The sequence below is a fragment of the Cellvibrio japonicus Ueda107 genome (assembly GCF_000019225.1).
GTDB lineage: Bacteria > Pseudomonadota > Gammaproteobacteria > Pseudomonadales > Cellvibrionaceae > Cellvibrio > Cellvibrio japonicus.
Genome location: NC_010995.1, coordinates 4,188,195 through 4,212,687 on the forward strand (window position 1 = coordinate 4,188,195; position 24,493 = coordinate 4,212,687).

Here is a 24,493-nt window from a genome sequence, read left to right on the forward strand (position 1 = left end):
CAGTGCCGTTTTTATTTGAGTCCAATAAAAAACCCGGCATTACGCCGGGTTTTGTCGCTTAAAACAGCAATTAGTTTTTCAGGGTCTCTGAATACTTAACGCTCACTTCACCTACAACGCGACGGTTCTGCGCACGGCCTTCGGCTGTGGCGTTGTTAGCAATAGGACGCTCCAGGCCATAACCAACTGCAGTTACGCGATCAGCAGCAATGCCAAACTTCTCAACCAAAGCAGCTTTAACCGCATCAGCACGTTGTTGTGACAGGCGCTTGTTGAATGCAGCAGAACCTTGGCTGTCAGTGTGACCCTCAACAGTAACTACGGTGTTTTCATATTGGGTCAAGGCATCAGCCAGCTTTTTCACTTGTGGCAAGTACTGGGGCTTCACCTCTGACTTGGCAGTGTCGAACAGGATTTCCAGATTGATAACCAGGGTTTTTTCCAGCACAACCGGGCAGCCATCAGCGTCTACTTTCAAACCGCTAACAGTGTTGGGACACTTGTCTTTGGAGTCCAGTACCCCGTCACCATCACTGTCTTTATCTTCCACAACGGGAGCTGGTGCAGGTGCAGCAGCAACCACCGGGGCAGATTTTTTGCCGAACAGGTAGGTCAAGCCAAGGTTGACAGCGAGATCAGTATACTCATTGTCCAGGCTGTTAAAGGCGCGCACATCGGTACGGAACTGCCAGTTGCCACCAAGGCTACGCTTTACACCGGCACCCAGGTTCACCAGGGTTTCACGCGCAGAGCCACCACCAGCAACATTCAGCTCGCGCTTGAGGTCACCGACACCCAGAGCCAGGTAAGGTTTCCACTGGCTTTCAGTGATGATGTTGTAAATACCATCCAGGCGATATTGGGTACCGTCCAGGTCGAAACCACCATTTTGGGTTTCAGTGTCGTAGCGGCTCCATACGGCTTCCAGCGTCCAGTTTTCATTGACGGGGAAACCAAAACTTACACCCCAGGTGTCTGCATCTTCCAGCGGATCGTCGAAGAAAATACGACCGCCTTGTACAGTGATTTCACCGGTGTGATCCTGTGCACTCACGCCAGTTGATACCACAGCGGCGATAAATGCGGAAAGGGTTAACATTTTTACTTTGCTACTGGCCATTTCGTTCTCCGTTGAAATTAGCTTGGTCCATTAACCACCTGTGCAAGTAACAAAATTCAACGACTGCAGCAGATATTTAATTGACCTGTGTGTTGTTAAGATCAGGTTTATCTTGAAATCCATTTCATCATTATTGGTAAAAAAGCACCTTAGCAAACTAGTTGATCTTTTGAAACAACAGATCCCACACTCCATGCCCTAATCGCTCGCCCCGTTTTTCAAACTTGGTAACAGGGCGATAATCAGGCCGAGGGGCATAGCCACTTGTTTGCTGAGTATTGCGAAAGCCTGGTGCAGAATCCATAACATCTAACATATGTTCTGCATAAGGTTGCCAATCGGTTGCCATGTGGAAAATACCGCCGGTTTTTAATTTTGGCCGCAGTTTCTGCACAAATTCCGCTTGTAAAATACGCCGTTTGTGATGCTTTTTTTTGTGCCATGGATCAGGAAAATACAACTGCAACCGGTCAATACTTTCATTGGGGATGCAATCTTCCAATACATCCATAGCATCTGCCATGTATACCCGCAAGTTACTTAACTCCGCCTGAATCGCCAAATTCATCAACCGACCGACACCCGGTGGATGCACCTCAATACCAATAAAATTTTTATCCGATTCATTGCGTGCCATTGCCAGCAGCGAATCGCCCATGCCAAAACCGATTTCCAGGACAAGCGGTGCTTCGCGGGAAAAGACCAGGGAGGGATTAATCGCACCGGCAAAAAGGCTTAATCCTATGCGCGGCCAACATTCATCAAATGCCTTTTTCTGGCCTTCCGTAATGCGTCCGGCACGAATCACAAAACTGCGGATAGACTTGGGTTTAAATTCGGGTTTAATCAAAAAGCCCTGCTGATCTGCATCATCAACCGGCAAAATCTGGGGAATATCGGACATAAAAAAACTTCAACAATGGAACACAGGGTGAGCGTCAGCCGGCCTGGTGCTTACCTCGCCAGACAGCAACAGCAAATAACAGCCATCCCAACATAAAGCTTAAGCCGCCCAAGGGAGTTACCGGCCCGAGCCAGCGCGGACCACCCAGAGCAAGGGCGTATAGACTACCGCTAAATAAAAGGGCGCCCAGTATAAAGGCAAGTCCGCTGGCTTTTAAGCCTGTCCAGGCAGGTTGCAGCATTAACAGCAGTGCCGCCAGTATCAGCGCCAATGCATGGTACATCTGGTATTGGACACCTATCTGAAAGGCTTGTAATGCACTGTCCGATAACTGCTGCTTTAAGCCATGGGCAGCAAATGCGCCAAGCACAACGGATAACAACCCACTCAGGGCGCCGATTACCAGGAAAACACGGGCCATAGATATGCCTCTGCAGAAACTAGCCAGGAAATAAAAAGGCCGCGTAACGACGCGGCCTTTCGAGAAATAGAACCGATAGCCATCAGGCTTCCAGCATCATCGCCTTGACCTTGTTCATGGCATTTTTTTCCAATTGGCGAATGCGCTCGGCAGAAACACCATACTCAGCCGCCAAATCATGCAAGGTTGCCTTGTCATCATTGAGCCAACGACGCTGGAGAATTACACGACTGCGATCGTCGAGCTTTTCCATCGCCATTTCCAGACCATTGACGCTGGCTTCTTCCCAGTTGGCCTCTTCAAGACGGGCCGCCGGATCATAGCGGTTGTCTTCCAGATAGTTGGCAGGAGCGACATAGTTATCGTCCTCGTCATCATCGCTGGCATCAAAACCGGCATCATAGGATGCGAGGCGCCCCTCCATTTCACGCACCTGTTTGACATCTACGCCCAGATCCAGGGCGACTGCTTCCGCTTCGTCGTTGCTTAACCACGCCAGGCGCTTTTTAGCACCGCGCAGGTTGAAAAACAGTTTACGCTGGGCCTTGGTGGTCGCGATTTTGACGATACGCCAGTTGCGCAGGATAAATTCGTGGATTTCAGCCTTGATCCAATGGACGGCGAAAGACACCAGGCGCACCCCCTTATCCGGGTCGAAGCGCTTGACGGCTTTCATCAAACCGACGTTACCTTCCTGAATCAGATCGCCCAAAGGCAGACCATAGCCGTTATAGGAGCGGGCGATGTGCACCACAAAACGCAGGTGGGCCATAACCAGCTTGCGGGCAGCGTCCAGATTGCCATTGTCGTGCAGATCGCGAGCCAGCTGTTGCTCCTCTTCCACGGAGAGGATGGCGAAGCTGCTCACGGCTTGAACATAGGCATTCAGGTTTGCACCAGGGGCAAGGACGCCAATGGGTTGCAGACTTGTGCTTGTGCTCATGAAATACCTCCAGTTACGAGTGCCCCGAGTGTAGCACCTGACTTTTAGTTCGGCTAGACCACAAAAAGTTCCGGCGCCGGTTTCGACCCGGAGTGCGAACTAGCGCGGCTGGATTTGGTACAAATGCCGCGCTACCGCAATCCAGGCGCCGAGCAATCCCGTCAAGCCCGCAATCAATACCAGTTGCAGGCTTTCGAATAAATCCAACCCCTGTAAGCGGAACTGGCTTTGATACAGATCAGCCAATTGCGCGACCGGCGCCGCCAGCCAGCCAAAACCTATCGCCAGAATAATCGATGCGATAATCCCGCCACCGACGCCATACCAAAGGCCGGTATAAAGGAAGGGGCGCCGCACATAGGCATCGGTGGCACCGATCAGTTTCATGACCAGGATTTCATCGCGGCGCGCCTCTATGGCCATGCGGATGGTGTTACCAATCACCAATAACACCCCCAGGGCCAGTAAAATCGCCAGGGCCACCACAAAGCGCTCAGCAATACCGATGAACTGGTGCAGCCGCTTCAACCACAGCAGATCCAACTGCACCTCCGTCACCATGGGCTCGGCGGCCAGGGCTTGTTGCAGCGACTCCAGTTGGGTTGGGTCCTGATCCGGCTTGGGTTTAACCAGCAATACACCCGGCAGGGGGTTTTCTTTGAGTTGATCGAGCAGGCTACCCAGACCAGAGCCTGCTTTGAACTCTTCCAGCGCCTGGCCCGGATTGATGTAGGTGACATCAGCCACTTCGATACGCTGCGACCAGCGCAAGCGCAAAGCCTGTGCCTGGGGGTCATCCACTCCCGGCTTCAGATACACTGAAATCTGGCTGGAGTCCTCCCAGGCATAACCGATGTTCTGCAGGTTACTGAACACCACAAAGAGCGCCGCCGGCAGTGCCAGGGCGATGGCCAGCACCAGCCAGGTCATCAGGCTTTGCAGTGGTGTTGCCAGCAGGCGCACCAGGCTTTCGATGGCGGAGGTGCTGTGATGGGCACTCCAGGCTTCCAGTCTATCGCGCCAGGAGGTCTGGCTTTGGCGCGCGCCTTGCGGACGCCCTGGGGCGCGAGGCTCACGCTCTGCCCGCACGGATTCCCGCGGCGGCTCTGCGCGCAGGTTTTCGCGGCGACGACGTTCAGCGGCTGTCAGCGGGCGGGCGCCGGACGCACGGCGATCCTGGGAGGGTGGACGTCGTTTCACCAGAGCACCCCGTCATGTACTAACTTACCCTGTACCAACCCGAGCACACGCTTATTCATACGCTTGAGCAATTCCAGGTCGTGAGTGGCGATCATCACCGTCGTGCCCACTTCGTGGAACTGGCGAAACAGGGTCATGATTTCATTGGAAAGCTCGGGGTCCAGATTACCGGTAGGCTCGTCGGCCAACAGCAGTTTGGGTTTGTTAACCACAGCTCGGGCGATACCGACACGCTGCTGCTCACCACCTGACAAGGCCATGGGGTTACTGCGTTCCTTGTCGAGCAAATCGACCTTGTCGAGCGCGGCGCGCACTCGCTTGCCTATCTCATGGTGGGGGTAGCCTGCCACCTGCAGGGGCAGGGCGACATTGTCATACACACTGCGATCAAACAGCAGCTGGTGATTTTGGAAGACCACGCCGATATTGCGGCGGAAATAGGGTAATTGGCTATTCGACATGCGCGACAGCGGTTGGTCGTCGACATAGACCTGCCCCATGCTTGGATGCTCCATCAGCAGGATCAGTTTCATCAGGGTACTTTTGCCTGCCCCCGAATGCCCGGTAAGGAATAGCATTTCTCCTGGCAGCACCTCAAAGTCGACACGCGACAGGGCTTCATAGCCGGTATCGTAGCGCTTGGTGACAGAGTCAAATCGGATCACGACAAACCTTGTTTAGTTATCGGCAACGTTAAACAGCGCATTGATAAATGGCTCGGCAGCAAAGGGCTGGAGGTCATCAATACCTTCACCCACCCCGATAAAGCGCACCGGCAAACCAAATTTTTTACTCAACGCAAAAATCACCCCACCCTTGGCAGTACCGTCCAGCTTGGTAAGGGCAATACCCGTCACCCCGGCTGCATCGCGGAATTGTTCCGCCTGGTTGAGGGCATTCTGGCCAGTACCGGCATCCAATACCAGCAGTACCTCATGGGGCGCACTCACATCCAACTTGGCCATGACCCGTTTAACCTTGGCCAGTTCGTCCATCAAATGATTTTTGTTGTGCAGGCGACCGGCGGTATCGGCAATCACCACATCAATGCCGCGGGACTGGGCCGCGCTCAGGGCATCAAAAATGACCGATGCCGAATCCGCACCTGAGTGCTGGGCAATTACAGGCACATTGTTGCGCTGCCCCCAGACTTGCAACTGCTCGACCGCCGCCGCGCGGAAGGTATCGCCCGCCGCGAGCATGACTTTCCTGCCGTCGTTTTGCAGGCGTTTGGCCAGTTTACCGATGGTTGTGGTCTTACCGACACCATTAACCCCTACCACCAAAATCACATAGGGCTTATTGGCGGCAGGAATAACTAGCGGCTGCTCAACCGGGCGCAGTAATTCTGCCAACTGCTCACGCAGGGCGGCAAACAGGGCATCGCTATCCGCCAGTTGCTTGCGCGCCACTCGACTGGTGAGGTTATCGATGATTTCACTGGTTGCCTCCATACCCACATCAGCGATCAACAACTGGGTTTCCAACTCTTCAAACAGTTCTTCATCAATGGTTTTACGACCGAGGAACAGCTTGCCCAACCCTTCCGCAAAATGGCTGGAGGTACGGCTGAGGCCGCGTTTGATCCGCGCAAAGAATCCCAGTTTGGGCTCCGCATCGGGAGTCGTTGCTGCCGGTTCGGGGACTGGCGTGGACTCGCTGGACACAACACTATCGCCAGCTGCCGACGCCTGCTCTTCCGGTGCGGCAGGGGTGGGATTTTCGGGTTTGGGGGACTTCTTAAACAGGTCAAAAAACATGGTGATGATCTTGTTGCCAATTTCCTGAGGGGAAGGGCGCACAGCGCCGCATGAACCGGTACCGGTTGGGACTGACCGGGCAAAGGCGCTATGCTATCACTTCTGTGCAGCTTGCCAGCAGTATCGGCGCGTAAAATGCACAAATCATCGCTAAAGACGGAAGCCCTGTTTTGCCCAGATCGCCCATTGCCCCCAGTAAACCCGCACCCATTACCAGCCAGTTGCGCATTATTGGCGGCCAGTGGCGCGGACGTAAGTTGAGTTTTCCCGCTGTGGATGGTTTGCGCCCCACCGGGGATCGCATCCGCGAAACCCTGTTTAACTGGCTGGCACCGGAGCTGGCAGGTGCCCGCTGCCTGGATGTGTTTGCCGGCTCCGGCGCCCTGGGGCTGGAGGCGCTTTCACGCGGAGCAAGCTACAGCCTGCTGCTGGAGCGAGATCACCTGGCAGCGCAGTCTTTGCGCAATAACCTGCAATTGTTAAAAGCCAGCGCAGGCCACTTGGTGCAGACCGACAGCCTGCACTACCTGCGCCAGGGTAATAGCGGCGAGCCGTTTAACCTGGTGTTTATCGACCCACCTTTTGCACTGAACCTCTGGGCTGGTGTAATAGATGCGTTGGAACAGGGACACTGGCTGGCAGAGGACGCCAGCCTTTATATAGAAATGCCGCGCAACCAGCTGATTGCCACTCCCCCCAACTGGCGCTTGCATCGCGATAAGCAAGCGGGGCAGGTTAGCTATAGGCTCTACTACCGACAGACCGGACAACCGGAGTCAACGCCCTAATCAAGCCAAGGCTTTGGTTGGCGGCAGAGGTACAAATTGGCTGTATAAACCATTGTGATCAAAAGCAGCCACCTGGATGACATAGTCACCTTGCAAATAGCGGAACTGGTAATAATTTTTCCAGGGGTCATTGATGCTGACATAGGTGAAATGGTTGTCTTCCGTGCGCTTATAGCGCAGCTCATAGCCACCTAGCTCAGTAATATCCAGATAGCTGCCATCTTCCCGATAGCGCGGCACATCCCATTTGAGGATCACCCGCCCTGTTACCTTAAAGCAAGAAGCGGCAGCGGTGAGGGTATTATCAGGCACATAATGATTGTTGCTGGTGCCCGCATAGGCATTGCCCATCCAGGTCATCAGCGGTGCGCACAGGCTCATGACCAGCGTCATTTTGCGCGCATACATCTGCCAATTGAGGCCGCGCTTGAGCTGCTGGCGGGAGATATGGCCCAGTTCGATCAACATTTCCCCCAGGGAGGTGGCGTCCATCGCTGTTGTGTCGTCGGGGTCAACCTCCTGGCGACGGCGCCGCTGCTCCACTATGGCCTCGCGCAACTGTTCGAGATCAATGAGTCCTTTCTCTAGCAGTATGTCCCCAAGGCGAGTTGCCTGGATATCATCCGTCATAGCGTCCCCCCCTCCGCTCACATTCGATTGACAGTGTTACTCAACAAAACCCGGCCTATTGGCTTCCATGCAACAGAAAAACCGCTGGACGTGCCGCACAATGAGCAGCGCAGGTTGTATTTTAGCCAGCAGGATCGAGCGTTGAACGGGTACTTATAGATTGTTTTGCTCTTTGCAGCTTGCTGGTCAGCTCCCGGTGAATTTTGTACTATGCCCGCCCTGTTCCCCATGCATTGGCCAGTGAGACTCCCATGCGTACCGTCCTTTACCCCGGCACCTTTGACCCTATCACCAATGGCCATATCGACCTGGTAGAACGCGCCTGCCGCCTGTTTGACAACGTTATCGTGGCAGTGGCGGCCAGTACCCGTAAAAATCCTTTATTCAGCCTCGACCAACGTGTACAGCTGGCGCAAGAAACCCTGAGCCATCTGCCCAATGTCACGGTGGTGGGTTTTGATATTTTGCTGGTGGACTTCGTCAAGCAACAGAATGCCCAAGCGGTATTGCGCGGCCTGCGTGCGGTATCGGATTTTGAATACGAGTTTCAGCTTGCCAATATGAATCGCGCCCTGGCACCGGACATGGAAAGTATCTTCCTCACACCCGCCGAGCACCTGTCATTTATTTCATCGTCCATTGTGCGCGAAATCGCCATGCTCGGTGGCGATGTCAGTAAATTTGTTGCGCCTCCCGTGGAGGCGGCATTAAGGCAGAGATTTGATCGCACCTGAAAGCCATTGCCTCGGCACACCGGTGAGCAAAGCACCGGTGTGCCCATCGGGATCAAGCTTGTTTGATGATCCGAATAAGCGCCAACAGCACCACAGCCCCCAGGGTCGCACTGATAATTTGCCCTAGGATACCAATAGCGGCCAGGCCAACCAGGCTGAAAATGACACCGCCGATAAAGGCGCCGATAATCCCCACCACAATATTACCAACCAGGCCAAAACCACCGCCTTTTATCAGGGTGCCCGCCAACCAGCCAGCAACCGCTCCCACCACCAGAAAAATTAGCAATCCCGTTACAGTCATGGTTATTACTCCTGTGTTGATGTGTGTTTGGCGCCACAAAACATGGCACCTTTTCACTACCATTCTCTTAAAGAGAGCACCTTTGACCAAAAGTGCACATCCAGTATAGGTAAAACGGGCTGGAATACAGGTAAGCCTATTGCTGGCAGGTGACGCAGTACACAGTTGTGCGGTCATTCATGCGAATTTCCTTGAGCGGCTTCTGGCAGGTTTTGCAGGCCTCGCCACCGCGACCATAGACCAGTAACTGCTGCTGGAAATACCCCGGCTTGCCATCACCCCCGACAAAATCACGCAGGGTTGTGCCGCCTTGGGTAATGGAGCGCTGCAAGACAAAGCGAATATCGCGCACCAGGTCCTCGCACATGTGGCGGCTGAGCGCCCCCGCTTTGCGAATCGGTTTGATGCCGGCCATAAACAGGGATTCATTGGCGTAGATATTTCCCACCCCCACCACAATTTTGCTGTCCATAATGAACTGCTTGATCGCCTGGGTGCGCTTACGGCTGCGCTCGTAGAGGTAAGCGGGTGTGAAATCATCTCCCAGTGGTTCCGGCCCCAGATCGCGCAGCAGGGCATGCTGGTGGATATCCCCCGCCTCCCATAGCAGGCAGCCAAAGCGACGTGGATCACAGTAACGCAATATCCGATTGCCAAAATGCATATCAAAATGGTCGTGAAACAGGGGCGGCTCTTCCGGTTTGACGATACGCAAACTACCTGACATCCCTAGGTGAATCAGCGCCGTGCCGGTATTAAACGACAGCAGCAGGTACTTACCCCGGCGACTGGCAGCCTTGAGCTGCTGCCCGGGCAGCTGTTCGCTCAGCTCAAGGGGAATCGGCCAGCGCAGGCGCGGTTGGCGAATGACCAAATCCGTCACTTTACGACCAAGTATGTGGGGCGAAACGCCACGCAGGGTAGTTTCGACTTCAGGTAATTCCGGCATCTGCCCCTCTCTTTTCCCCTCGGATGACGACGAACGGCACTAAATAACCTTAATTTGGCACTGAAATCATCAAAATGCCTGTTAGACTTTGTTTTGTGACGCAAACCTCATTTTTGAATTGTCGCTTGTCACAAAAATGTAGGTTTTGGCACCACTTTTGCCCTGTTTAAGACTGCGTCAAAAAGTAAACGCTAAGCGCGCAGTGTATCTAACGGCAGCTCTTCCCAGAGGTAGCGGGAGGCTTCGGCCGGGAAATTTTCCAACCCTGATCCTCCGGGAGCCATGAATGAAACGCTTTACCCTGATTGCAACAATGCTGGGTTTATTGGTAAGCCTGACCAGCCAGGCCGCGCCTGTTGTAAGCCTGTCCGCGGCGGGCGAGCTTAACACTTCGGTTGCCGACGCGACCATTATTGATTTCAACGATGGCTGTGGTTATGCCCTGTGCAGCGGTGATTTTGTTATCGCCAGCGGAAGCCTGAGCGGTTATTACGCCAGTCCCGCCGGTGTCGACTCCCCCTACCTGAGCGTGCCTAACCCATCGGCAACGACCAAAACCGCTGAATTCAGCCTGGGCACCCTGGCGAATTACTTTGGCCTTTACTGGGGCTCTATCGACGCCTACAACTTCATCAGCTTTTATCTCAACGACACCCTGGTAGCCAGCTATTCAGGCAGTGATATCGTTGGGCAATTTGCTGATGGCAACCAAATCAGCCTCAGCTCCAACCGCTATATCAATTTTGATTTCGGCAGCAGTGTTTTTGACAAGGTGACCCTGTTCAGTAACGGCTTTGCGTTTGAAAGCGATAACCATGCATTTAAGACGATTGCCAGCCTGAGCGAACCGGCACCGGCACTGTTGATGCTACTTGGTCTGGCCAGCCTGGGGTTGATTCGCCGTCGCGCCCAAGCCTGAGTGTTAGTTCCCCACAAAAAAACCGCCTTAACGGCGGTTTTTTTGTGGGTACCGGCTGCAAAGCATACATTAACGCGATTTAGTCACAGCCGATAATGACGAACCTGTTGTCCTCCATGCTCGATAGCAAGCGATAGTCAACAAAATAACAACCGGCACAACAGCCATTAAATAAAAAATAACCTGAATCCTATTAGGGCGAGCATCATAACCGACCAGCGCATACAGTAACTCACCCAACCAGGAGTGCTCGCTGACAATGCCCGAGCTATCCCATAGCGGCGCTGTTGAATCCAATAATCCGACTTGCATTAACTCCTTAGCTATCTGCATCGACAAACCGCCAATTAACAAAGTGACTGCCAGCGAAAATAACCGCATAAAATAATGCCGGGCGGTGAGCACCAGAGCAAAGTACACAATCACGCCCACGCTAACGCCGATACCAACCCCGATGGCACCGCCACTCAAGGCAGCATTGCGCAATTCCGCACGGGTAAAACTGCTCAGGTAAATCCAGATCTCCGAACACTCACGCGCCATAGCGCTCACCACAATCACGATGAAGCAAATCATTAATACACCGTATTGGCGCAATCCGGGAAATGCCGGCGGTAATTCAATGCCAGAATGAAAAACCAGGGGAGCAATAATACGGATCACCAAGATAAAACACACAATTACCAACACGAACAAGAGCGAATTCAATAATTCCTGTCCCATACCATCAACGGCATCTGCAATCGTATAGGCAAAATGCGCCAGTACCCAGGAGGTAAAAAAGCCACCGGCCAGGGCCACCAGAACCCAGGGTGCTCCACGCAACCCCAACTGGCGACTCAACGCCAGCAACAGGCTGATAATGAGCGCGGCTTCCAATACCTCGCGCAAAACCAGCAACACAGCATCAAGCATGTTATTCCTCCGCGCGGATCACGCCCCGGGCTGTTTTGGGATTGAACTCGCCAAAAAAAGGATAATCGCCCGGTGCCAGCGGGCCAATAAAAATTACGGCGCGCGCGCCGCCCATAATGACTTTTTCACGATTTAACTCGTAACTTTCAAACTCTTCCGGGGTGGAGTCGTGGTTGACCACTAACAATCTGACTTTGGTATTGGCAGGAACAACCAGCATCGAGGGATAAAACAAATGGTCGCGGATTTCGAGCGTAAATTCAGGCACACCCGCCCACACAGGTGTGCAGCAAAGGCCAAGTAACCAATACCACCGAACGATTTTATTCATCCTGTTTATCTCCTTGCCGGGGTAACGGCGATAAAAGATTAGGGGCAACTTTTCCAGCAGGTGGAACAAGCAGTGCAGGCAAGGTCACTATCACCAGCAATCCCGCCTGATTGCGCGCACGGGTTAATTGCACACGGCCCCCATGGAGTTCAACCACCTGGCGCACAATCGATAATCCCAAACCACAGCCGGGAATGGCGGCATCATGGCGGTCACCATGCACGCGGTAAAAGCGATCAAACACCCGGTCATACTGGTCCTCTGCGATGCCCGGACCATTGTCCATAACCTCAAGCACCAGTTGCTGCCCACGCCGCCAGGTCGCCATCAGGATCTGACCTCCCGCCGGAGTATATTTAAGCGCATTGGACAGTAAATTATTGAGCAGGGACTCCAATGCACCGGCATCTCCCATGAGCCAGCACTCATCGCCATCCAATTCAATATCCATGTATTTTTCTTCCAGCGCATGGCTGAAGTTTGCGACGACTTGCCTGGCCTGGCCCGTTAAATTAACCGGCGCAAAAGAACCCATGAAATGATCAGGCGTGGTGCGGTTCAACAGCAAGATTTGCTCAACCAGGTAACTCATACGCTCGATGCCGGCCTGCAAATTGCGCAGTGACTCAGGAGCAGGCTGTAACTCCTGCATCAGGTTTTCGCAGTGAATACGCAGTATGGCAATGGGAGTACGCAGTTCATGGGCGGCATCTGCCGAAAAACGTTTTTCACGCGCAAATGACGCCTCCAGTCGACACAATAACTCATTAGCCGATTGCGTGAGAGGCCGGAGTTCCTGTGGCATGTTTGTTAACAGCAGGGGACGTAAATCCAGCGCCTTGCGCTCGTGTAACTGTTGCGCCAGGTTGCGTACTGGCTTTAGGCCTATGCTGATCACCCACCAGATAATAAGCGCAACTATCGGCAGTGCGATGAGCATAGGATATACCGCCTGCAAGATAATGGCCTCGGCCATACGGTAGCGCTGGTCATCGCGTTCGGCAATCAAGTACCAGGTTTGTTGGTCTGCACTGCGCGCCACCAGGACATGCCAGCGATAGTGGTGAAAGTTGGCAAACTTATGCCCTGCCTCCAAAGGCATGACCTGTGTTTCCGGCATGCCAGACGAACGCGCCAGCATACGGCCATCAGCATCGACCCATTGAAACTCCAGCGAGGCGCCACGGGTATTAATGGTGGAGGGAAAAACCATAACCGCATCGCCTGTTACAGACGCGCGGGGAGGCAACGTATAGTTAAGCAAGTCCACCTGTTGGTACATACGCTCATCAAACAGGTGTTGAGCCTCATCCATACTGTTGAGATAACCGCGCACCGCCGCGACAAAATTGGCCAGGGTAACGATTGCCAGTACCAGCAGTACCAAAAACAGGCGAATGGATTTCATTGGCGCGAAACCACATAGCCAACACCGCGAATTGTGCGGATAAAGTTCAAGGGTAATTTTTTGCGCAAGTTGTGGATATGAACTTCAATCGCATTACTGGCGACTTCATCATTCCAGCTATAGAGCTTGGCTTCCAGGCTTTCGCGAGTTTGGATAATACCCAGATTTTCGACCAAGGCCTTGAGCAACATATATTCGCGCCGCGAGAGTACCAGTGCGTCGCCATTCAATAGCACCAGGTGCTGTGTTGTATTTAAACTCAAGGGTCCAACATGAATCATGGCCGTATTGGCAGTACCCAGCCGCCGTTCCAGTACTCGCAGACGCGCCAGTAATTCGTCGAGGGCAAAGGGTTTGGTGAGATAATCGTCCGCACCGGCATCCAACCCCAGCACCTTGGCATTGGTGCTGTCACGCGCGGTCAGGATTAACACCTGCACCTGCAATTTTTTATCGCGGATAAACTTCAGTACATCCAGACCATCCATATCGGGCAAGCCGAGATCCAGCAGCAAAATATCGGGCGGTTCCGCTTGCAAATAAGTACAAGCAGCTTTGCCCGTTCTGGATAAGTTAACTGCGAAACCGGCTCGCTTGAGGGCATTCATCATGCCTTCGGCGAGCAGGTTATCGTCTTCCACTAACAAAATTTGCATGTAATTCCCACGCAGATGTCGGGTGTAAATACATCACTATTTCAAATAGGCGATGGCAATTTCCAGCAGAGTTTGCGTTTCCTGATGACACGCCTGATCCATCTTTGCCCAGCGGGCTAGTGACGCTGGTGCATCGGTTATGAGGCAAACTTTCGGGAGGTACAGTAAAAAAAGATACTTAAGGAGAACTTAACAATGCAAATAGCGCGCGCCGTTTATACAGCTGCTATTGCAGCTCCAGCTTTTCAGCCGCCTGCAACTGCTCCAGAGAGCCGAAAACAACCAGCACATCATCCTCTTGCAGGTAAATGTCTACCGCAGGCGCTGGGTATCGCTCGCCCTTGCGAACCAATGCCGTCACTGTCACGCCCGTTAATTTAAGCTCGCCCAGGCGATGCCCGATAACCGGGCTGGCGGGCGGTACAACGATGGAGCGCAAACGCTGCACATCCCACTCCTCCGGCGTTTCTGTCAGGGTATCACCGCGGAAAAACTCGCGCATTAGCGGATAGCGCCCGGCGCGTTGCGCCTGGATTCGTCGCGCAACCCGCGACAAGGGCACATCCAATAACAGCAGTGCCTGGGACGCGATCATCAACCCGGCCTCCAGTGTTTCGGGAACCACCTCCAGCGCACCGGCTGCCTGTAATTCCTCTACCTGGCTTTCATCGCGCGTCCGCACCATCACCGGTAACCCAGGCCTGACACTGCGCAAGTAAGCCAACATTTTCAGGGCCGCACTGACATCGTCATGGCTAATCACCACCAGCCGGGCCCGCTCCAACCCCAGTGCATCGAGGATGTCGCGTTGGGCGGCATCACCGTAATAAACAGGCTGTCCAGCCGTGTGGGCCTCGCGCACCCGCACCGGGTCCAGATCCAGGGCAATATAGGGGATTTTTTCTTCTTCCAGGAACCGACCAACACTCTGCCCGATACGGCCATAACCACAAACAATAACGTGACCTTGCAAATGCGCCGTTACCTCAGCATTCACTTCGGCCACCTGTGGTTCACTGGTCGCTGCCGGGCGCGCGCCGCCAAACAGGGTTGCCAGTACATAGTTATAACGGATCAGGAAAGGGCCTGCGATCATGGCAAAGAGCACCGATGTCAGCACTATTTGACTCAAATCCTTATCAATCACACCAGAGCTGAGCGCTATCGCCAGCAGCGCAAAGCCAAACTCGCCACCAACCGCCAGCAGCAATCCCGTGCGCCAGGCGGTGAGCTTGTCGATGCCGCTACGTTTAACCAGCAACATCACCAGCAGGGTTTTACTCAGCACCAACACCAACATGCCCAGCAACGCCCAATGCCAGATGGCAGGCAGGGCGGCCGGATCGATCAACATGCCAATCCCGACAAAGAAGAGCCCCAGCAGCACATCGCGGAAGGGGCGAATGGTGGACTCAACCTGGTGACGGAACTCAGTCTCTCCCAGCATCATCCCGGCGAGGAAGGCACCAAAGGCCATGGACAATCCCAGGCTGTTGGTTGTCCAGGCCGCCAACAGCGCCACCAATAATACTGTCAGGGTAAAGACCTCGGCGGAGCGCTGGGCTGCAACCAGATGGAATAGCGGGCGCAGGAGCCAGCGCCCGGCGATAAACACCAGCACAAAAGCCAGCACCGCCTTGGCCATCGCCCAGCCAAGGGTGTTGGCCAGCACGTCGGCACCAGCCGCCGCCCCCAGCACCGGAATAACAACGACAAAGGGCACGGCCGTCACATCCTGAAATACCGACATCGCCAATCCCAGGCGCCCATGGCGGCTGTTCTCCTCCCCCTGCTCGGCCAGTTGCTTGCCAATAATCGTGGTGGAGGATTGGGCAAAGACAGCGCCGATCACAAAGGCTACGGCCGGGTGGAACCCCGACAGCCAGGCCACCAGGCCGACAACCAGTGTCGTCAGTACCACTTGCCCGGTACCTAATCCTAATACCTGGTGGCGCAATGCGTGCAGTTGGGGAAGTGAGAAGTTCAGGCCTATGGTAAACAGCAGAAACACAATGCCAAACTCGGCCAATGATTTGATCTCTGCCACATCAAGCACTGGACCGACGGTGTAAGGCCCCAGGATGAGCCCCACCAGCAAATACCCCAGGCTGGACGGGATATGCAATCGTTGAAAGGTAACAACGACAGTCACCGCAATCCCCAATAACAGCAGTATTTGCACCAGGAACCCCATAAACACTCCCCATCCTCAAATCCAATAGATGGGCAGAGAATAGCCCAGCCCATAGGCCAGTGTTTTGACTTAACGCAGGAGACCCTTTTTCCAGGCACAAAAAAACCGGCCCAAGGCCGGTTTTTGAGAAAGCACAACAAGCGATTACTTGATTTTGCCTTCTTTGTAGACCACGTGCTTGCGCACAACGGGATCGTACTTTTTGATTTCCATCTTCTCGGGCATGGTGCGCTTGTTCTTGTCAGTGGTGTAAAAGTGACCAGTACCAGCAGAAGAGTTCAGACGAATTTTCTCGCGCATGACGATGTGCTCCTAAATTAAACTTTTTCGCCGCGGGCACGGATGTCAGCCAGAACAGCTTCGATACCCAGCTTGTCGATGATACGCATACCCTTTGGAGTCAGACGCAGAGTAACAAAACGCTTCTCGGCCTCTACCCAAAAACGGTGAGTTTGCAGGTTTGGCAAAAAACGACGCTTGGTGTGGTTTTTTGCGTGGGAAACATTGTGACCGGTAATAGGACGCTTACCAGTAACTTGACATACCTTGGACATTTCAGTGCCTCGTTAAAAATTCAGCGCCAGATCTGGAGCCGGTTTAGTGCCGTTAATAAAAACCCTGAAACAGACTAACAACCAGCCTGGAGCATTTGTTGAGCAGCCTATTCGTGTGAACGCGGCTGGAAAACTGGGGGTCGGGTTGGCTATGCAACCGCCGGATAACTCACTCTGGAAGCACTCAATGATGTGCCCAGAGCTACCCTGCCGCAAAGAGCCGCGTTTTATACCAAAACAGCCCTGCAATAGCAATGAGAAGCTGCTTTTTTGTCCAAAAAAACAGCTAACTGCCCCATATTTCCCGCTAAAACATGCCCTGGCTCGGGCAGGGAAGGCAAATATGCTCTAGGCTGTTAAGGCTAATCAGAATAAACAGGCACCAGGAATGTACCCGTGAGGGGCCACGCAGTTATCCCAAGCCATGAACCACATATATCACCATCTGCATTTACGTCACCTGGCCGCTTGGCTCATCTTGCCCTGGCTGCTCTGCGCCAGCGCAAGCCTCCAGGCGTCATCCCAGCCCCAGCCATTGCGCGTCGTGGTCCCCACCCGGGATATAGCGACTATGGCCGACACCCACTATTTCTACCCCTTACTCAATTTGGCCCTGCAGAAGACCGAAGCGACCCATGGCCCATTTGTTACCCAGCACTACCCGCGGGTGCTGTCCTCGGCACGTATCCTGTCCAAGTTGAAAGGCCGGGACGGTATAGACCTGGTATGGACCAGTACCAGTGCCGAACGCGAGCGGGACTTTCACTATATTCCCATCTCCCTGCTGCGCGAACTGAGCAACTATCGGGTACTGCTGATCCGCAAGGGCAACCAGCCAGCCTTTAGCCAGGTCGAAACCCTGGCACAGTTGCGCGACATGCGCATGGGTATCGGTGGCCACTGGCCAGACGCTCGCCTGCTGGAAAACAACGGATTTCGGATTGTGACTTCTATCTATTACGAATCCCTGTTCAAAATGCTCGCCGCCAATCGCTTTGACGCCTTTCCACGCGGGTTGTTTGAAGCCTGGGATGATTACGAACAACATAAAGGCCTGGGCATAGAAATCGAACAAACGCTGATGTTGCGCTACCAGGCTCCCTTTTATTTCTTTGTAAACAAAGACAATACCGCCCTGGCAAAACGTATTGAAGAGGGTTTGCGGATAGCCATCGCCGATGGCAGCTTTGACGCGTTATTGATGAGTATTCCCGCATTTAAACGCGGACAGGAAGAGCTGGATAACCACCAGAGACGCATCTTTACGCTGGAGGAAAACTACAACTAGCGACAGCAACATCCGTATGTAGAAGGATGTGTAACCAGTGACGGGAAATTGCATAAAAAAACCGGATTGCACACAGCACAATCCGGTAACCATACAATCACAACAAGAAGACGATCCACCTACTTGGCAGACTTTTTAAAGCAGGAACATACACACAATACAATCAGCAACATCAACAGCCACCACATGGAAGAGAAACCTGAAGACTCAGGCGGAACCTCGACCACTAGCAAGCCAGATGCCTGGCCCTGTACAGATGTCAGGCAATGCCGTTTGCCACAGGGTTCGGAAGATACACAATCTACCGATACAGCGGCGTTAGCCACCAAGGGGTTTAAAGCGGCACAATCCACTGCGCCCGATGGCTCTGCTGCCATGGCCAGCACACCTATCACGCACCAGGCTATGCCCCATAATAATCGCCACACCAGCATCTCCGCCCTCCTTTTGCATGTGAGCTACAGTCTTTTGCATTTGAGCCATAGTCACGTGCACCTGGATATAGTCACGTGCGTAAATCCGGCCACTCCCTGGCCAGCGAGACGCCAACCCGCCCACGATTCCTTGCGAAGAGTTTACGGAGGCAACCTTAACAATACAGACGAGCGATCGCTGTGTGGCATTTGGGGGCTGGCCTGTGAAATATTCACACCCCACATAAAAAACCAGCGGCATTTGCCGCTGGTCGATGATCAAACATGGGAACTGCGAATTACGGATTACCCGGCCTTTTGATAATCATTGGCGGATCAAGCTCCCGGTCGCCAACTCGAATACCGTAATCAAAACGCAAGAAGCCATTTTTGCGTCCCTCCTCAAGCAAATCCTTACGCTCGAAAATATCTTTCGGTATATCGACAATAACCAATCCACCTTCAGAGCGTATCTCTACCTGCGTGACGGGTGTTTTTTTATCTTTAAAGAACACCGTAAAATCTTTAGGGCCGGCGTAAACCACTTTTTGGCCAGGCAAGAGAATCAACTCTTTAACCCCATCCCGGGGCGCTCCCTTTTTATCGACGGAAACCCCTAACACAACAGTATCAGTACCTTCAAGCGCTGTAACTGTTTGAAGCTCTTTATCTACATCAATTTTCATCACTGCACACCCTGTCAGAAATACCAAAAGAATAATGGAAAGAAATTGTCTAATAATCATATCCCACTCCCTGCATCAAGTTAATGGTTAAAAAAAATATCCCTGAATTTTTCTTCTTTTAATAAAGATAAATCAGGGTCTGCCAAAAGCAACTCATAAGAGTATTCTGCATCAAGCAACTTCGTTGCATACATTTTTATACGCTCATCATCCAGTTCCGTCAAAGCAATTCGCAGATGGGTATAGTTAGCCTCTGTACTATTGGGTTCCAAACCATCGGCTATGTCCATCAACTCATTGGCTTTGGCCAGGTTGCCGAAATAGGTATAGGCCCTGGCTAAATAATAATAGCTCCTTGCCGACCTAGGATTATTTTGCCTATCAACGGCAGCATACTTAATGACCCGCTCAAAGCACTCCGATGCCTGCTTATTTTTACCGCTAATATGTTTATAGGCATCCCCCAAATATGCTAGATATTGGTAATTATCCGGCTCTAGCTGCAGCGCCTCACTATACATCTCTGCAGCCTTATCAAAAGCACCCAACGTATAATACATATTGCCTGTGTTGGCATAGGAATACCCACTGGGGTCAATGTTGGACGCTTTCTCAAAAAAAGCGGCGGCTCGTTTAAAATCCATTTTGTAAAAATAATTGATGGCAATGTTGTTCAGCGCAAAACTGTTATCCGGAACAAAATCTATAATTTTCTCATAGAGTTTAATCGCTTCATCATATCGACCTCTCCCTGTCAAAAAATACGCGTAATGCTCATAGGCTTTCCAGTTTTTGGGGTCCTTTTGGATGGATAACACATAGATTTTTTCCGCATTCCCGATGTCGTTCATGTCACTGTAGACACTCGCCAAGACCAGCATGACACTTATATTGTCCTTTTTGATAGACAATCCATTTTCCAAATAGTCAATTGCCTGCTGGTGACGACCAGTATCCCGGTATATCGCGGCCAACGACATATAGGCGTCCACCAGCTGGTCATCCAGCGACAGGGCCTCTATACAATGTTTTTCAGCAAAGTCTAACCAAACCCAATCGCCCACCAACTCATACTTGCGCCAGTAGGACTCACAAAGCCCCCTCATTGCCAAAGGGAAATGACTATCATGAACCAGGGCCGTACTAAACCTTTTGACCGCCTCGTCAATACTGGCGTGAGTGATAGATGCATTGAGGTAATCCACGCCCTGCATGTAAAAATCATAGGCTGTTACATCATTGGTTAACTTAAGCGGTGCAGGGCGAAAATTTTGCAAGCTGAACTCATCTGCCAAAAACCGCGCGATCTCACCCACCAGGCGATCCTGCAAGATAAAAATATCCTGATAGGTGCCATCCAGCTTGCCGCCCACAATTTGCACATTGCCCTTGCGGCGTAATAAACGATAGGAGATGCGAATATTATCGCCAAGGCGTTGCACGCTGCCCTCCAGGCGCAGGGGCGCATGTATCCCCTCCTTGGCATCGACGATATAGACATCGCGCAGGTCGGCCAGCTGTGATCGCACCGCTTCGGTAATCCCTGCCGAAAAATAATCTGCTTCTCCTTTTTTATCCATCAGGTTCTGGAAATCGGCAATTTCCACATAGTTGGCACTGTATCCCGGCACCAGCCAGCGGGGAATAAAATAAATACCTGCGGCAATGAGTGCGAATAACATGGCCACTAATGGGTAGCGATAGGCAAATATGTTTTCGTTGAGGCCGCGCAGGAAATAATGCAGGTGATCACGCCAGCCGATACCCGCAGGCTTGATGAAATAAACACGCACCCGCTGCTCAATATTTTTGAGCGATGGCGTACCCAGACGCTTGGCGGGTGAGGAGAGGCTCAGGCGGATGTCCTCATAGACACTGTGTGAAATGCAAATACCATCGGGAACGGCCAGGGGTTCAAGGCGTGCAGCAATATTGACACTATCCCCAAAGACTGCACCACCACGGAGCATGACTTCGCCTTTATGAAGACCTATGCGGGTTTGCAGGCGCGGGAGTTTTTTATCGCGCGCCTCATTAAACACCAACAGCTCTTGCTGGATAGCTATAGCGGCAGCAACAGCGGCGGCGGCGCTGTTAAAACGGGCGAAGATGGCATCCCCAACAAACTCCACCAGGACTCCACCCTGCGCCTGGATATGCGCCAACAAAATCCGGCGATAATCCCCCAGCATGTCCACCGCGAGTGACTCATTACACCCCATCAGGCGCGAGTAACCTACGATGTCAGTGAACATCAATGTCTGTTCACAGTGCTGGGTATGATCGGCGACCATGGATAAGTCGGCTCTCCGTGCAGTGTGCGAGTGCGGATTGAAAAAGAGGTGAACCCGATTTGAAGTTCCTGCCTGCGGTGGGAACAGGCATGAATATGGCCGGGATTATTGTGCGTTTTATTGTCAATAACAACCCATTACGCCAAGAACCCACACAAAGTGACTTTGTTCACAATTTTCAGTAGATTTTTGCGCCACAAATAACCTGCAATGACGGTCAGAGGGTATGATTGCCGCCACGCCAATCAACCCCATCCCGAAGCTATCATCATGCTCGCCAATGTCAGCCTGTTTACAGAAGTTCCTGCGCAATATCTTGCCGAACTGGAAAAATCCAGCGTCCTGCGCAGATTCCCCAAAAATACTGTCCTGGTCACCGAGGGAGATGAATCGACCCACTTGTATATCATCCGCAAGGGCATAGTCAGCGCCTTCCTGAATAATGATGAGGGGCGCCAGGTCAATTTAAATTACATGCATGAAGGTGAATACTTCGGCGAGCTGTCCCTGATTGATAGCCAGCCACGCTCCGCCTCCGTGGTCACCATTACCGATTGTGAAATCATCCTGGTATCGCGTGCCAGCGTGCATGAATTGCTGGGCAAATATCCGGACTTTGCGATGGTTTTACTAAAGGAGTTGACGCGACGTGTGCGCGGGCTAACCGATGCCGTAAAAGACCTGGCGCTGCTGGATGTCTACGGGCGCGTGAGCAGCGCCCTGGAAAAACTCTGCGACGACAACAAACGCATCCATAATCCCAAGGTTACCCATCAGGATATTGCCAATATGGTGGGATCATCGCGCGAGATGGTGAGCCGCATCATGAAACAGTTGTTGATTGGCGAATATATCGTGCAATGCTCCGGTTACATCGAAATCAAAAAACCCCTGCCTCGCTACTGGTAACAGCAGGTGGCTACAGCCACCCGCGCTCCGCCAGGGACACCAGCTCGCCATCACCGACGACCAAATGATCCAGCACACGGATATCCACCAGGCCCAGCGCTTCCTGCAGGCGCCGGGTGATACGTATATCCGCCTGGCTCGGCTCTGCCAGGCCCGAAGGGTGATTGTGGGCAAAAATCACTGCGGCCGCGTTATGGGCCAGGGCCTGTTTAACCACTTCGCGCGGATAAACATTAGCGCCATCAATCGTCCCCTGGAACAGCTCTTCATAGGCGATGAGCCGGTTCTGGTTATCGAGGAACAAGACAGCAAAGACTTCGCGCGCATGATGCCGTAATTGCGCACGCAGGTAATCGCGCACCAGGTGGGGACTGGAGAGCAGATCACCGACCTTCATGTCGGCATGGATATGGCGCCGCGCCATTTCCAGCACCGCTTGCAGTTGGACATATTTGACCATTCCCAGCCCTCGCCCGCGACAGAACTCCTTCTGGCTGGCCTCCAATAGCGGCCGCAGACCACCGAATTGTTGAAGGAGTTCGCGCGCTACATCGACAGCAGATTTACCAACGCAGCCAATGCGCAGGAATATGGCGAGCAGTTCAGCATCGGAGAGGGCAGGAGCGCCCATGGAGAGGAGTTTTTCACGCGGGCGTTCGGACGCCGGCCATTTTGAGATAGACATAGCGAATTCCTTGCTGGTCATATAATGGATAGAGCGCCTTCCGGTTACGAAAAGCAGCGCAAGGATGGTATCTTAGCCAACCGGCGTCAAGCCCCCCGGAGCTAACCCGGAAAAGGCCTTGCGTGTAAGTAGTTAATCACTTACCGCGGCAGGCAACGCCAAAAAGCGCTAGGCTTGATAGCGCTTGACTGACTTGCCCGTCGTTTACCTGATAGTCATTTACCGGATACCGAATTCCCCTATGGCGATCCTCTCCCTGTACAACAAACATATCCTGCTCGGCGTCACCGGCGGCATAGCCGCTTATAAAAGCGCAGAGCTGGTGCGCCGCCTGCAAGATGCCGGCGCGCAGGTACAGGTTGTCATGACACCGGCAGCCCAGGAATTTATTACGCCACTAACCCTGCAAGCACTCTCCGGCAATCCGGTCCACACCCAATTGCTGGACCCGGAAGCAGAGGCCGGCATGGGCCATATCCAGCTGGCGCGCTGGGCCGACCTGGTGCTGGTCGCCCCGGCAACGGCTGACTTTATCGCGCGCCTGGCCCAGGGCATGGGCAATGACCTGCTCACCAGTATCTGCCTGGCCACCGCCGCCCCCCTGACCCTGGCTCCCGCCATGAACCAGGGCATGTGGCGCAACCAAAGCACCCAGGCCAATGTAAACATCCTGCGCGACCGAGGTATTCAACTCTTCGGCCCGACCGATGGTTCACAAGCCTGCGGCGATATAGGTCCGGGACGTATGCTGGAGCCGACACAGCTAGTAGAAGCCGCCGCAGGCCTGTTCCAGACCGGCTTGCTGGCCGGGAAAAAAGTCGTGATTACCGCCGGCCCAACCCGTGAGGCCATAGATCCGGTGCGCTATATCAGCAACCACAGCTCAGGCAAGATGGGCTATGCCCTGGCAGAGGCCGCCGCAGAGGCAGGAGCCCACACACTGCTCATCAGTGGCCCCACACAGTTGCCCTGCCCGGCGCGGGTAACCCGGATTGATGTGGTTAGCGCTGTCGATATGTTTGCAGCCAGCCTGCGCGAAGCAGCGGACTGTGACCTTTTTATTGCCTCTGCCGCGGTTGCAGATTACCGCCCCCGGGAAGTGGCTGAACAAAAAATAAAAAAGGGCGAGGGTGAGAGCATCACCCTGACCCTGGTAAAAAACCCGGACATAGTGGCAGCGGTCGCCCGCTTGCCGCAGCGACCTTTCACGGTTGGCTTTGCCGCAGAGAGCGAGCACTTGGTTGAATATGCCCGACGCAAGCTGGTGCGCAAAAAACTGGATCTCGTCATCGCCAACGACATTACCCAACCCGGTATAGGTTTTAACAGCGATAACAATGCCGTAACCCTGGTGGATGCCGCCGGCGAGCAAGTGATTGACCAGCGCAGTAAAACCCAACTTGCCCGTGAATTGGTAACCATACTGGCCGAAAAATTGGCTTCATCATCCCATCATCATTCCTAATTTCTTCGACAGGCTGACAGCGC

27 protein-coding genes are annotated in these 24,493 nt (G+C 53.2%); 6 read left to right on the forward strand and 21 right to left on the reverse strand.

Annotated elements, in window-relative coordinates; translation table 11 throughout:
* Positions 1-70: 70 nt before the first annotated feature.
* The 7 genes from CJA_RS16845 to ftsY all read right to left on the reverse strand — a co-directional run bounded on the left by CJA_RS16845 (position 71) and on the right by ftsY (position 6,390).
* On the reverse strand, positions 71-1,120 hold the full coding sequence (locus tag CJA_RS16845; RefSeq protein ID WP_012489069.1) for an OmpA family protein: 1,050 nt from the start codon (positions 1,118-1,120) through the stop codon (positions 71-73).
* A gap of 157 nt (positions 1,121-1,277) precedes the next feature.
* Complete coding sequence (gene trmB, locus CJA_RS16850) at positions 1,278-2,024, reverse strand: tRNA (guanosine(46)-N7)-methyltransferase TrmB (protein WP_238526787.1); 747 nt, start codon at positions 2,022-2,024, stop codon at positions 1,278-1,280.
* Positions 2,025-2,058: 34 nt separating this feature from the next.
* Entirely contained in the window at positions 2,059-2,445 is a 387-nt protein-coding gene (locus tag CJA_RS16855; RefSeq protein WP_012489071.1) for a DUF423 domain-containing protein, read from the reverse strand.
* A gap of 82 nt (positions 2,446-2,527) precedes the next feature.
* Positions 2,528-3,388 (reverse strand): RNA polymerase sigma factor RpoH, encoded by an 861-nt coding sequence (gene rpoH, locus CJA_RS16860; protein ID WP_012489072.1) that lies wholly within the window; start codon positions 3,386-3,388, stop codon positions 2,528-2,530.
* Between the two features lie 99 nt (positions 3,389-3,487).
* Positions 3,488-4,588, reverse strand: a complete 1,101-nt coding sequence (gene ftsX / locus CJA_RS16865; protein WP_012489073.1) for a permease-like cell division protein FtsX — start codon at positions 4,586-4,588, stop codon at positions 3,488-3,490.
* The gene (gene ftsE, locus CJA_RS16870; protein ID WP_012489074.1) at positions 4,585-5,253 is read right to left on the reverse strand and encodes a cell division ATP-binding protein FtsE; all 669 of its coding nucleotides are present in this window, start codon (positions 5,251-5,253) and stop codon (positions 4,585-4,587) included. The genes ftsX and ftsE overlap by 4 nt, the downstream gene beginning before the upstream one ends.
* Positions 5,254-5,265: 12 nt before the next feature.
* Positions 5,266-6,390 carry a signal recognition particle-docking protein FtsY gene (gene ftsY / locus CJA_RS16875; RefSeq protein WP_012489075.1) on the reverse strand — a complete coding sequence of 375 codons (1,125 nt, stop codon included), beginning with the start codon at positions 6,388-6,390 and terminating at the stop codon, positions 5,266-5,268.
* 128 nt (positions 6,391-6,518) lie between these two features.
* Between ftsY and rsmD the strand changes: the two genes are divergently transcribed.
* Entirely contained in the window at positions 6,519-7,136 is a 618-nt protein-coding gene (rsmD, locus tag CJA_RS16880) for a 16S rRNA (guanine(966)-N(2))-methyltransferase RsmD (protein WP_012489076.1), read from the forward strand.
* Here rsmD and CJA_RS16885 read toward each other — a convergent pair whose 3' ends face one another.
* Positions 7,137-7,766, reverse strand: a complete 630-nt coding sequence (locus CJA_RS16885; protein WP_012489077.1) for a fibronectin type III domain-containing protein — start codon at positions 7,764-7,766, stop codon at positions 7,137-7,139. It lies immediately after the preceding gene.
* Positions 7,767-8,017: 251 nt separating this feature from the next.
* Here CJA_RS16885 and coaD point away from each other — a divergent pair, with 251 nt between their 5' ends.
* The gene (gene coaD / locus CJA_RS16890; RefSeq protein ID WP_041552641.1) at positions 8,018-8,500 is read left to right on the forward strand and encodes a pantetheine-phosphate adenylyltransferase; all 483 of its coding nucleotides are present in this window, start codon (positions 8,018-8,020) and stop codon (positions 8,498-8,500) included.
* A gap of 52 nt (positions 8,501-8,552) precedes the next feature.
* On the opposite strand, the gene CJA_RS16895 is transcribed toward coaD, so the two are convergent.
* Both CJA_RS16895 and mutM read right to left on the reverse strand, forming a co-directional pair.
* Positions 8,553-8,804 carry a GlsB/YeaQ/YmgE family stress response membrane protein gene (locus tag CJA_RS16895; RefSeq protein ID WP_041551716.1) on the reverse strand — a complete coding sequence of 84 codons (252 nt, stop codon included), beginning with the start codon at positions 8,802-8,804 and terminating at the stop codon, positions 8,553-8,555.
* Between the two features lie 136 nt (positions 8,805-8,940).
* The gene (mutM, locus tag CJA_RS16900; RefSeq protein WP_012489080.1) at positions 8,941-9,753 is read right to left on the reverse strand and encodes a bifunctional DNA-formamidopyrimidine glycosylase/DNA-(apurinic or apyrimidinic site) lyase; all 813 of its coding nucleotides are present in this window, start codon (positions 9,751-9,753) and stop codon (positions 8,941-8,943) included.
* A gap of 286 nt (positions 9,754-10,039) precedes the next feature.
* Here mutM and CJA_RS16905 point away from each other — a divergent pair, with 286 nt between their 5' ends.
* Positions 10,040-10,672, forward strand: a complete 633-nt coding sequence (locus CJA_RS16905; protein ID WP_012489082.1) for an Npun_F0296 family exosortase-dependent surface protein — start codon at positions 10,040-10,042, stop codon at positions 10,670-10,672.
* A 69-nt stretch (positions 10,673-10,741) separates the two neighbouring features.
* Here CJA_RS16905 and CJA_RS16910 read toward each other — a convergent pair whose 3' ends face one another.
* From CJA_RS16910 to rpmB, 7 genes are all read right to left on the reverse strand, one after another.
* Entirely contained in the window at positions 10,742-11,587 is an 846-nt protein-coding gene (locus CJA_RS16910; RefSeq protein WP_012489083.1) for an FTR1 family protein, read from the reverse strand.
* A gap of 1 nt (position 11,588) precedes the next feature.
* Entirely contained in the window at positions 11,589-11,918 is a 330-nt protein-coding gene (locus CJA_RS16915; RefSeq protein WP_012489084.1) for a cupredoxin domain-containing protein, read from the reverse strand.
* Positions 11,911-13,326, reverse strand: coding sequence for an ATP-binding protein (locus CJA_RS16920; RefSeq protein WP_012489085.1), 1,416 nt, complete (start codon positions 13,324-13,326; stop codon positions 11,911-11,913). The genes CJA_RS16915 and CJA_RS16920 overlap by 8 nt, the downstream gene beginning before the upstream one ends.
* A complete protein-coding gene (locus CJA_RS16925; protein WP_012489086.1) occupies positions 13,323-13,982 on the reverse strand; it encodes a response regulator in 660 nt (219 codons plus the stop codon). Before CJA_RS16925 ends, CJA_RS16920 begins: the two co-directional genes overlap by 4 nt.
* 226 nt (positions 13,983-14,208) lie before the next feature.
* A complete protein-coding gene (locus CJA_RS16930; protein ID WP_012489088.1) occupies positions 14,209-16,176 on the reverse strand; it encodes a monovalent cation:proton antiporter family protein in 1,968 nt (655 codons plus the stop codon).
* Between the two features lie 144 nt (positions 16,177-16,320).
* The gene (rpmG, locus tag CJA_RS16935; RefSeq protein ID WP_012489089.1) at positions 16,321-16,476 is read right to left on the reverse strand and encodes a 50S ribosomal protein L33; all 156 of its coding nucleotides are present in this window, start codon (positions 16,474-16,476) and stop codon (positions 16,321-16,323) included.
* Between the two features lie 17 nt (positions 16,477-16,493).
* Complete coding sequence (rpmB, locus tag CJA_RS16940) at positions 16,494-16,730, reverse strand: 50S ribosomal protein L28 (protein WP_012489090.1); 237 nt, start codon at positions 16,728-16,730, stop codon at positions 16,494-16,496.
* Between the two features lie 424 nt (positions 16,731-17,154).
* On the opposite strand from rpmB, the gene CJA_RS16950 reads away from it, so the two are divergent.
* The gene (locus CJA_RS16950; protein ID WP_012489091.1) at positions 17,155-18,018 is read left to right on the forward strand and encodes a substrate-binding periplasmic protein; all 864 of its coding nucleotides are present in this window, start codon (positions 17,155-17,157) and stop codon (positions 18,016-18,018) included.
* Between the two features lie 119 nt (positions 18,019-18,137).
* On the opposite strand, the gene CJA_RS19420 is transcribed toward CJA_RS16950, so the two are convergent.
* The 3 genes from CJA_RS19420 to CJA_RS16965 form a co-directional block, all read right to left on the reverse strand.
* On the reverse strand, positions 18,138-18,452 hold the full coding sequence (locus tag CJA_RS19420) for a hypothetical protein (protein WP_148208919.1): 315 nt from the start codon (positions 18,450-18,452) through the stop codon (positions 18,138-18,140).
* A 278-nt stretch (positions 18,453-18,730) separates the two neighbouring features.
* Entirely contained in the window at positions 18,731-19,177 is a 447-nt protein-coding gene (locus tag CJA_RS16960; RefSeq protein WP_012489093.1) for a hypothetical protein, read from the reverse strand.
* 20 nt (positions 19,178-19,197) lie between these two features.
* Positions 19,198-21,411 carry a tetratricopeptide repeat protein gene (locus CJA_RS16965; protein WP_012489094.1) on the reverse strand — a complete coding sequence of 738 codons (2,214 nt, stop codon included), beginning with the start codon at positions 21,409-21,411 and terminating at the stop codon, positions 19,198-19,200.
* A gap of 210 nt (positions 21,412-21,621) precedes the next feature.
* Between CJA_RS16965 and CJA_RS16970 the strand changes: the two genes are divergently transcribed.
* Positions 21,622-22,320, forward strand: a complete 699-nt coding sequence (locus CJA_RS16970; RefSeq protein ID WP_012489096.1) for a Crp/Fnr family transcriptional regulator — start codon at positions 21,622-21,624, stop codon at positions 22,318-22,320.
* A gap of 10 nt (positions 22,321-22,330) precedes the next feature.
* On the opposite strand, the gene radC is transcribed toward CJA_RS16970, so the two are convergent.
* Positions 22,331-23,005: a RadC family protein gene (gene radC / locus CJA_RS16975; RefSeq protein WP_012489097.1), complete on the reverse strand. Its 675-nt coding sequence runs from the start codon at positions 23,003-23,005 to the stop codon at positions 22,331-22,333.
* Between the two features lie 247 nt (positions 23,006-23,252).
* On the opposite strand from radC, the gene coaBC reads away from it, so the two are divergent.
* Positions 23,253-24,470 carry a bifunctional phosphopantothenoylcysteine decarboxylase/phosphopantothenate--cysteine ligase CoaBC gene (coaBC, locus tag CJA_RS16980; RefSeq protein WP_085953173.1) on the forward strand — a complete coding sequence of 406 codons (1,218 nt, stop codon included), beginning with the start codon at positions 23,253-23,255 and terminating at the stop codon, positions 24,468-24,470.
* Positions 24,471-24,493 lie beyond the last annotated feature (23 nt).

Excerpts from the sequence above, each read along its gene's own strand:
- CJA_RS16915 (WP_012489084.1), bottom strand. The coding sequence starts at position 11,918 with ATGAATAAAATCGTTCGGTGGTATTGGTTACTTGGCCTTTGCTGCACA.
- coaD (WP_041552641.1), top strand. The coding sequence starts at position 8,018 with ATGCGTACCGTCCTTTACCCCGGCACCTTTGACCCTATCACCAATGGC.
- rpoH (WP_012489072.1), bottom strand. The coding sequence starts at position 3,388 with ATGAGCACAAGCACAAGTCTGCAACCCATTGGCGTCCTTGCCCCTGGT.
- CJA_RS16905 (WP_012489082.1), top strand. The coding sequence starts at position 10,040 with ATGAAACGCTTTACCCTGATTGCAACAATGCTGGGTTTATTGGTAAGC.
- CJA_RS19420 (WP_148208919.1), bottom strand. The coding sequence starts at position 18,452 with ATGCTGGTGTGGCGATTATTATGGGGCATAGCCTGGTGCGTGATAGGT.
- rpmG (WP_012489089.1), bottom strand. The coding sequence starts at position 16,476 with ATGCGCGAGAAAATTCGTCTGAACTCTTCTGCTGGTACTGGTCACTTT.
- CJA_RS16950 (WP_012489091.1), top strand. The coding sequence starts at position 17,155 with ATGAACCACATATATCACCATCTGCATTTACGTCACCTGGCCGCTTGG.
- CJA_RS16910 (WP_012489083.1), bottom strand. The coding sequence starts at position 11,587 with ATGCTTGATGCTGTGTTGCTGGTTTTGCGCGAGGTATTGGAAGCCGCG.
- CJA_RS16925 (WP_012489086.1), bottom strand. The coding sequence starts at position 13,982 with ATGCAAATTTTGTTAGTGGAAGACGATAACCTGCTCGCCGAAGGCATG.
- trmB (WP_238526787.1), bottom strand. The coding sequence starts at position 2,024 with ATGTCCGATATTCCCCAGATTTTGCCGGTTGATGATGCAGATCAGCAG.
- mutM (WP_012489080.1), bottom strand. The coding sequence starts at position 9,753 with ATGCCGGAATTACCTGAAGTCGAAACTACCCTGCGTGGCGTTTCGCCC.
- CJA_RS16885 (WP_012489077.1), bottom strand. The coding sequence starts at position 7,766 with ATGACGGATGATATCCAGGCAACTCGCCTTGGGGACATACTGCTAGAG.
- CJA_RS16970 (WP_012489096.1), top strand. The coding sequence starts at position 21,622 with ATGACGGTCAGAGGGTATGATTGCCGCCACGCCAATCAACCCCATCCC.
- rpmB (WP_012489090.1), bottom strand. The coding sequence starts at position 16,730 with ATGTCCAAGGTATGTCAAGTTACTGGTAAGCGTCCTATTACCGGTCAC.
- CJA_RS16920 (WP_012489085.1), bottom strand. The coding sequence starts at position 13,326 with ATGAAATCCATTCGCCTGTTTTTGGTACTGCTGGTACTGGCAATCGTT.
- CJA_RS16965 (WP_012489094.1), bottom strand. The coding sequence starts at position 21,411 with ATGGTCGCCGATCATACCCAGCACTGTGAACAGACATTGATGTTCACT.
- CJA_RS16960 (WP_012489093.1), bottom strand. The coding sequence starts at position 19,177 with ATGATTATTAGACAATTTCTTTCCATTATTCTTTTGGTATTTCTGACA.
- CJA_RS16855 (WP_012489071.1), bottom strand. The coding sequence starts at position 2,445 with ATGGCCCGTGTTTTCCTGGTAATCGGCGCCCTGAGTGGGTTGTTATCC.
- CJA_RS16930 (WP_012489088.1), bottom strand. The coding sequence starts at position 16,176 with ATGGGGTTCCTGGTGCAAATACTGCTGTTATTGGGGATTGCGGTGACT.
- radC (WP_012489097.1), bottom strand. The coding sequence starts at position 23,005 with ATGTCTATCTCAAAATGGCCGGCGTCCGAACGCCCGCGTGAAAAACTC.
- CJA_RS16895 (WP_041551716.1), bottom strand. The coding sequence starts at position 8,804 with ATGACTGTAACGGGATTGCTAATTTTTCTGGTGGTGGGAGCGGTTGCT.
- CJA_RS16845 (WP_012489069.1), bottom strand. The coding sequence starts at position 1,120 with ATGGCCAGTAGCAAAGTAAAAATGTTAACCCTTTCCGCATTTATCGCC.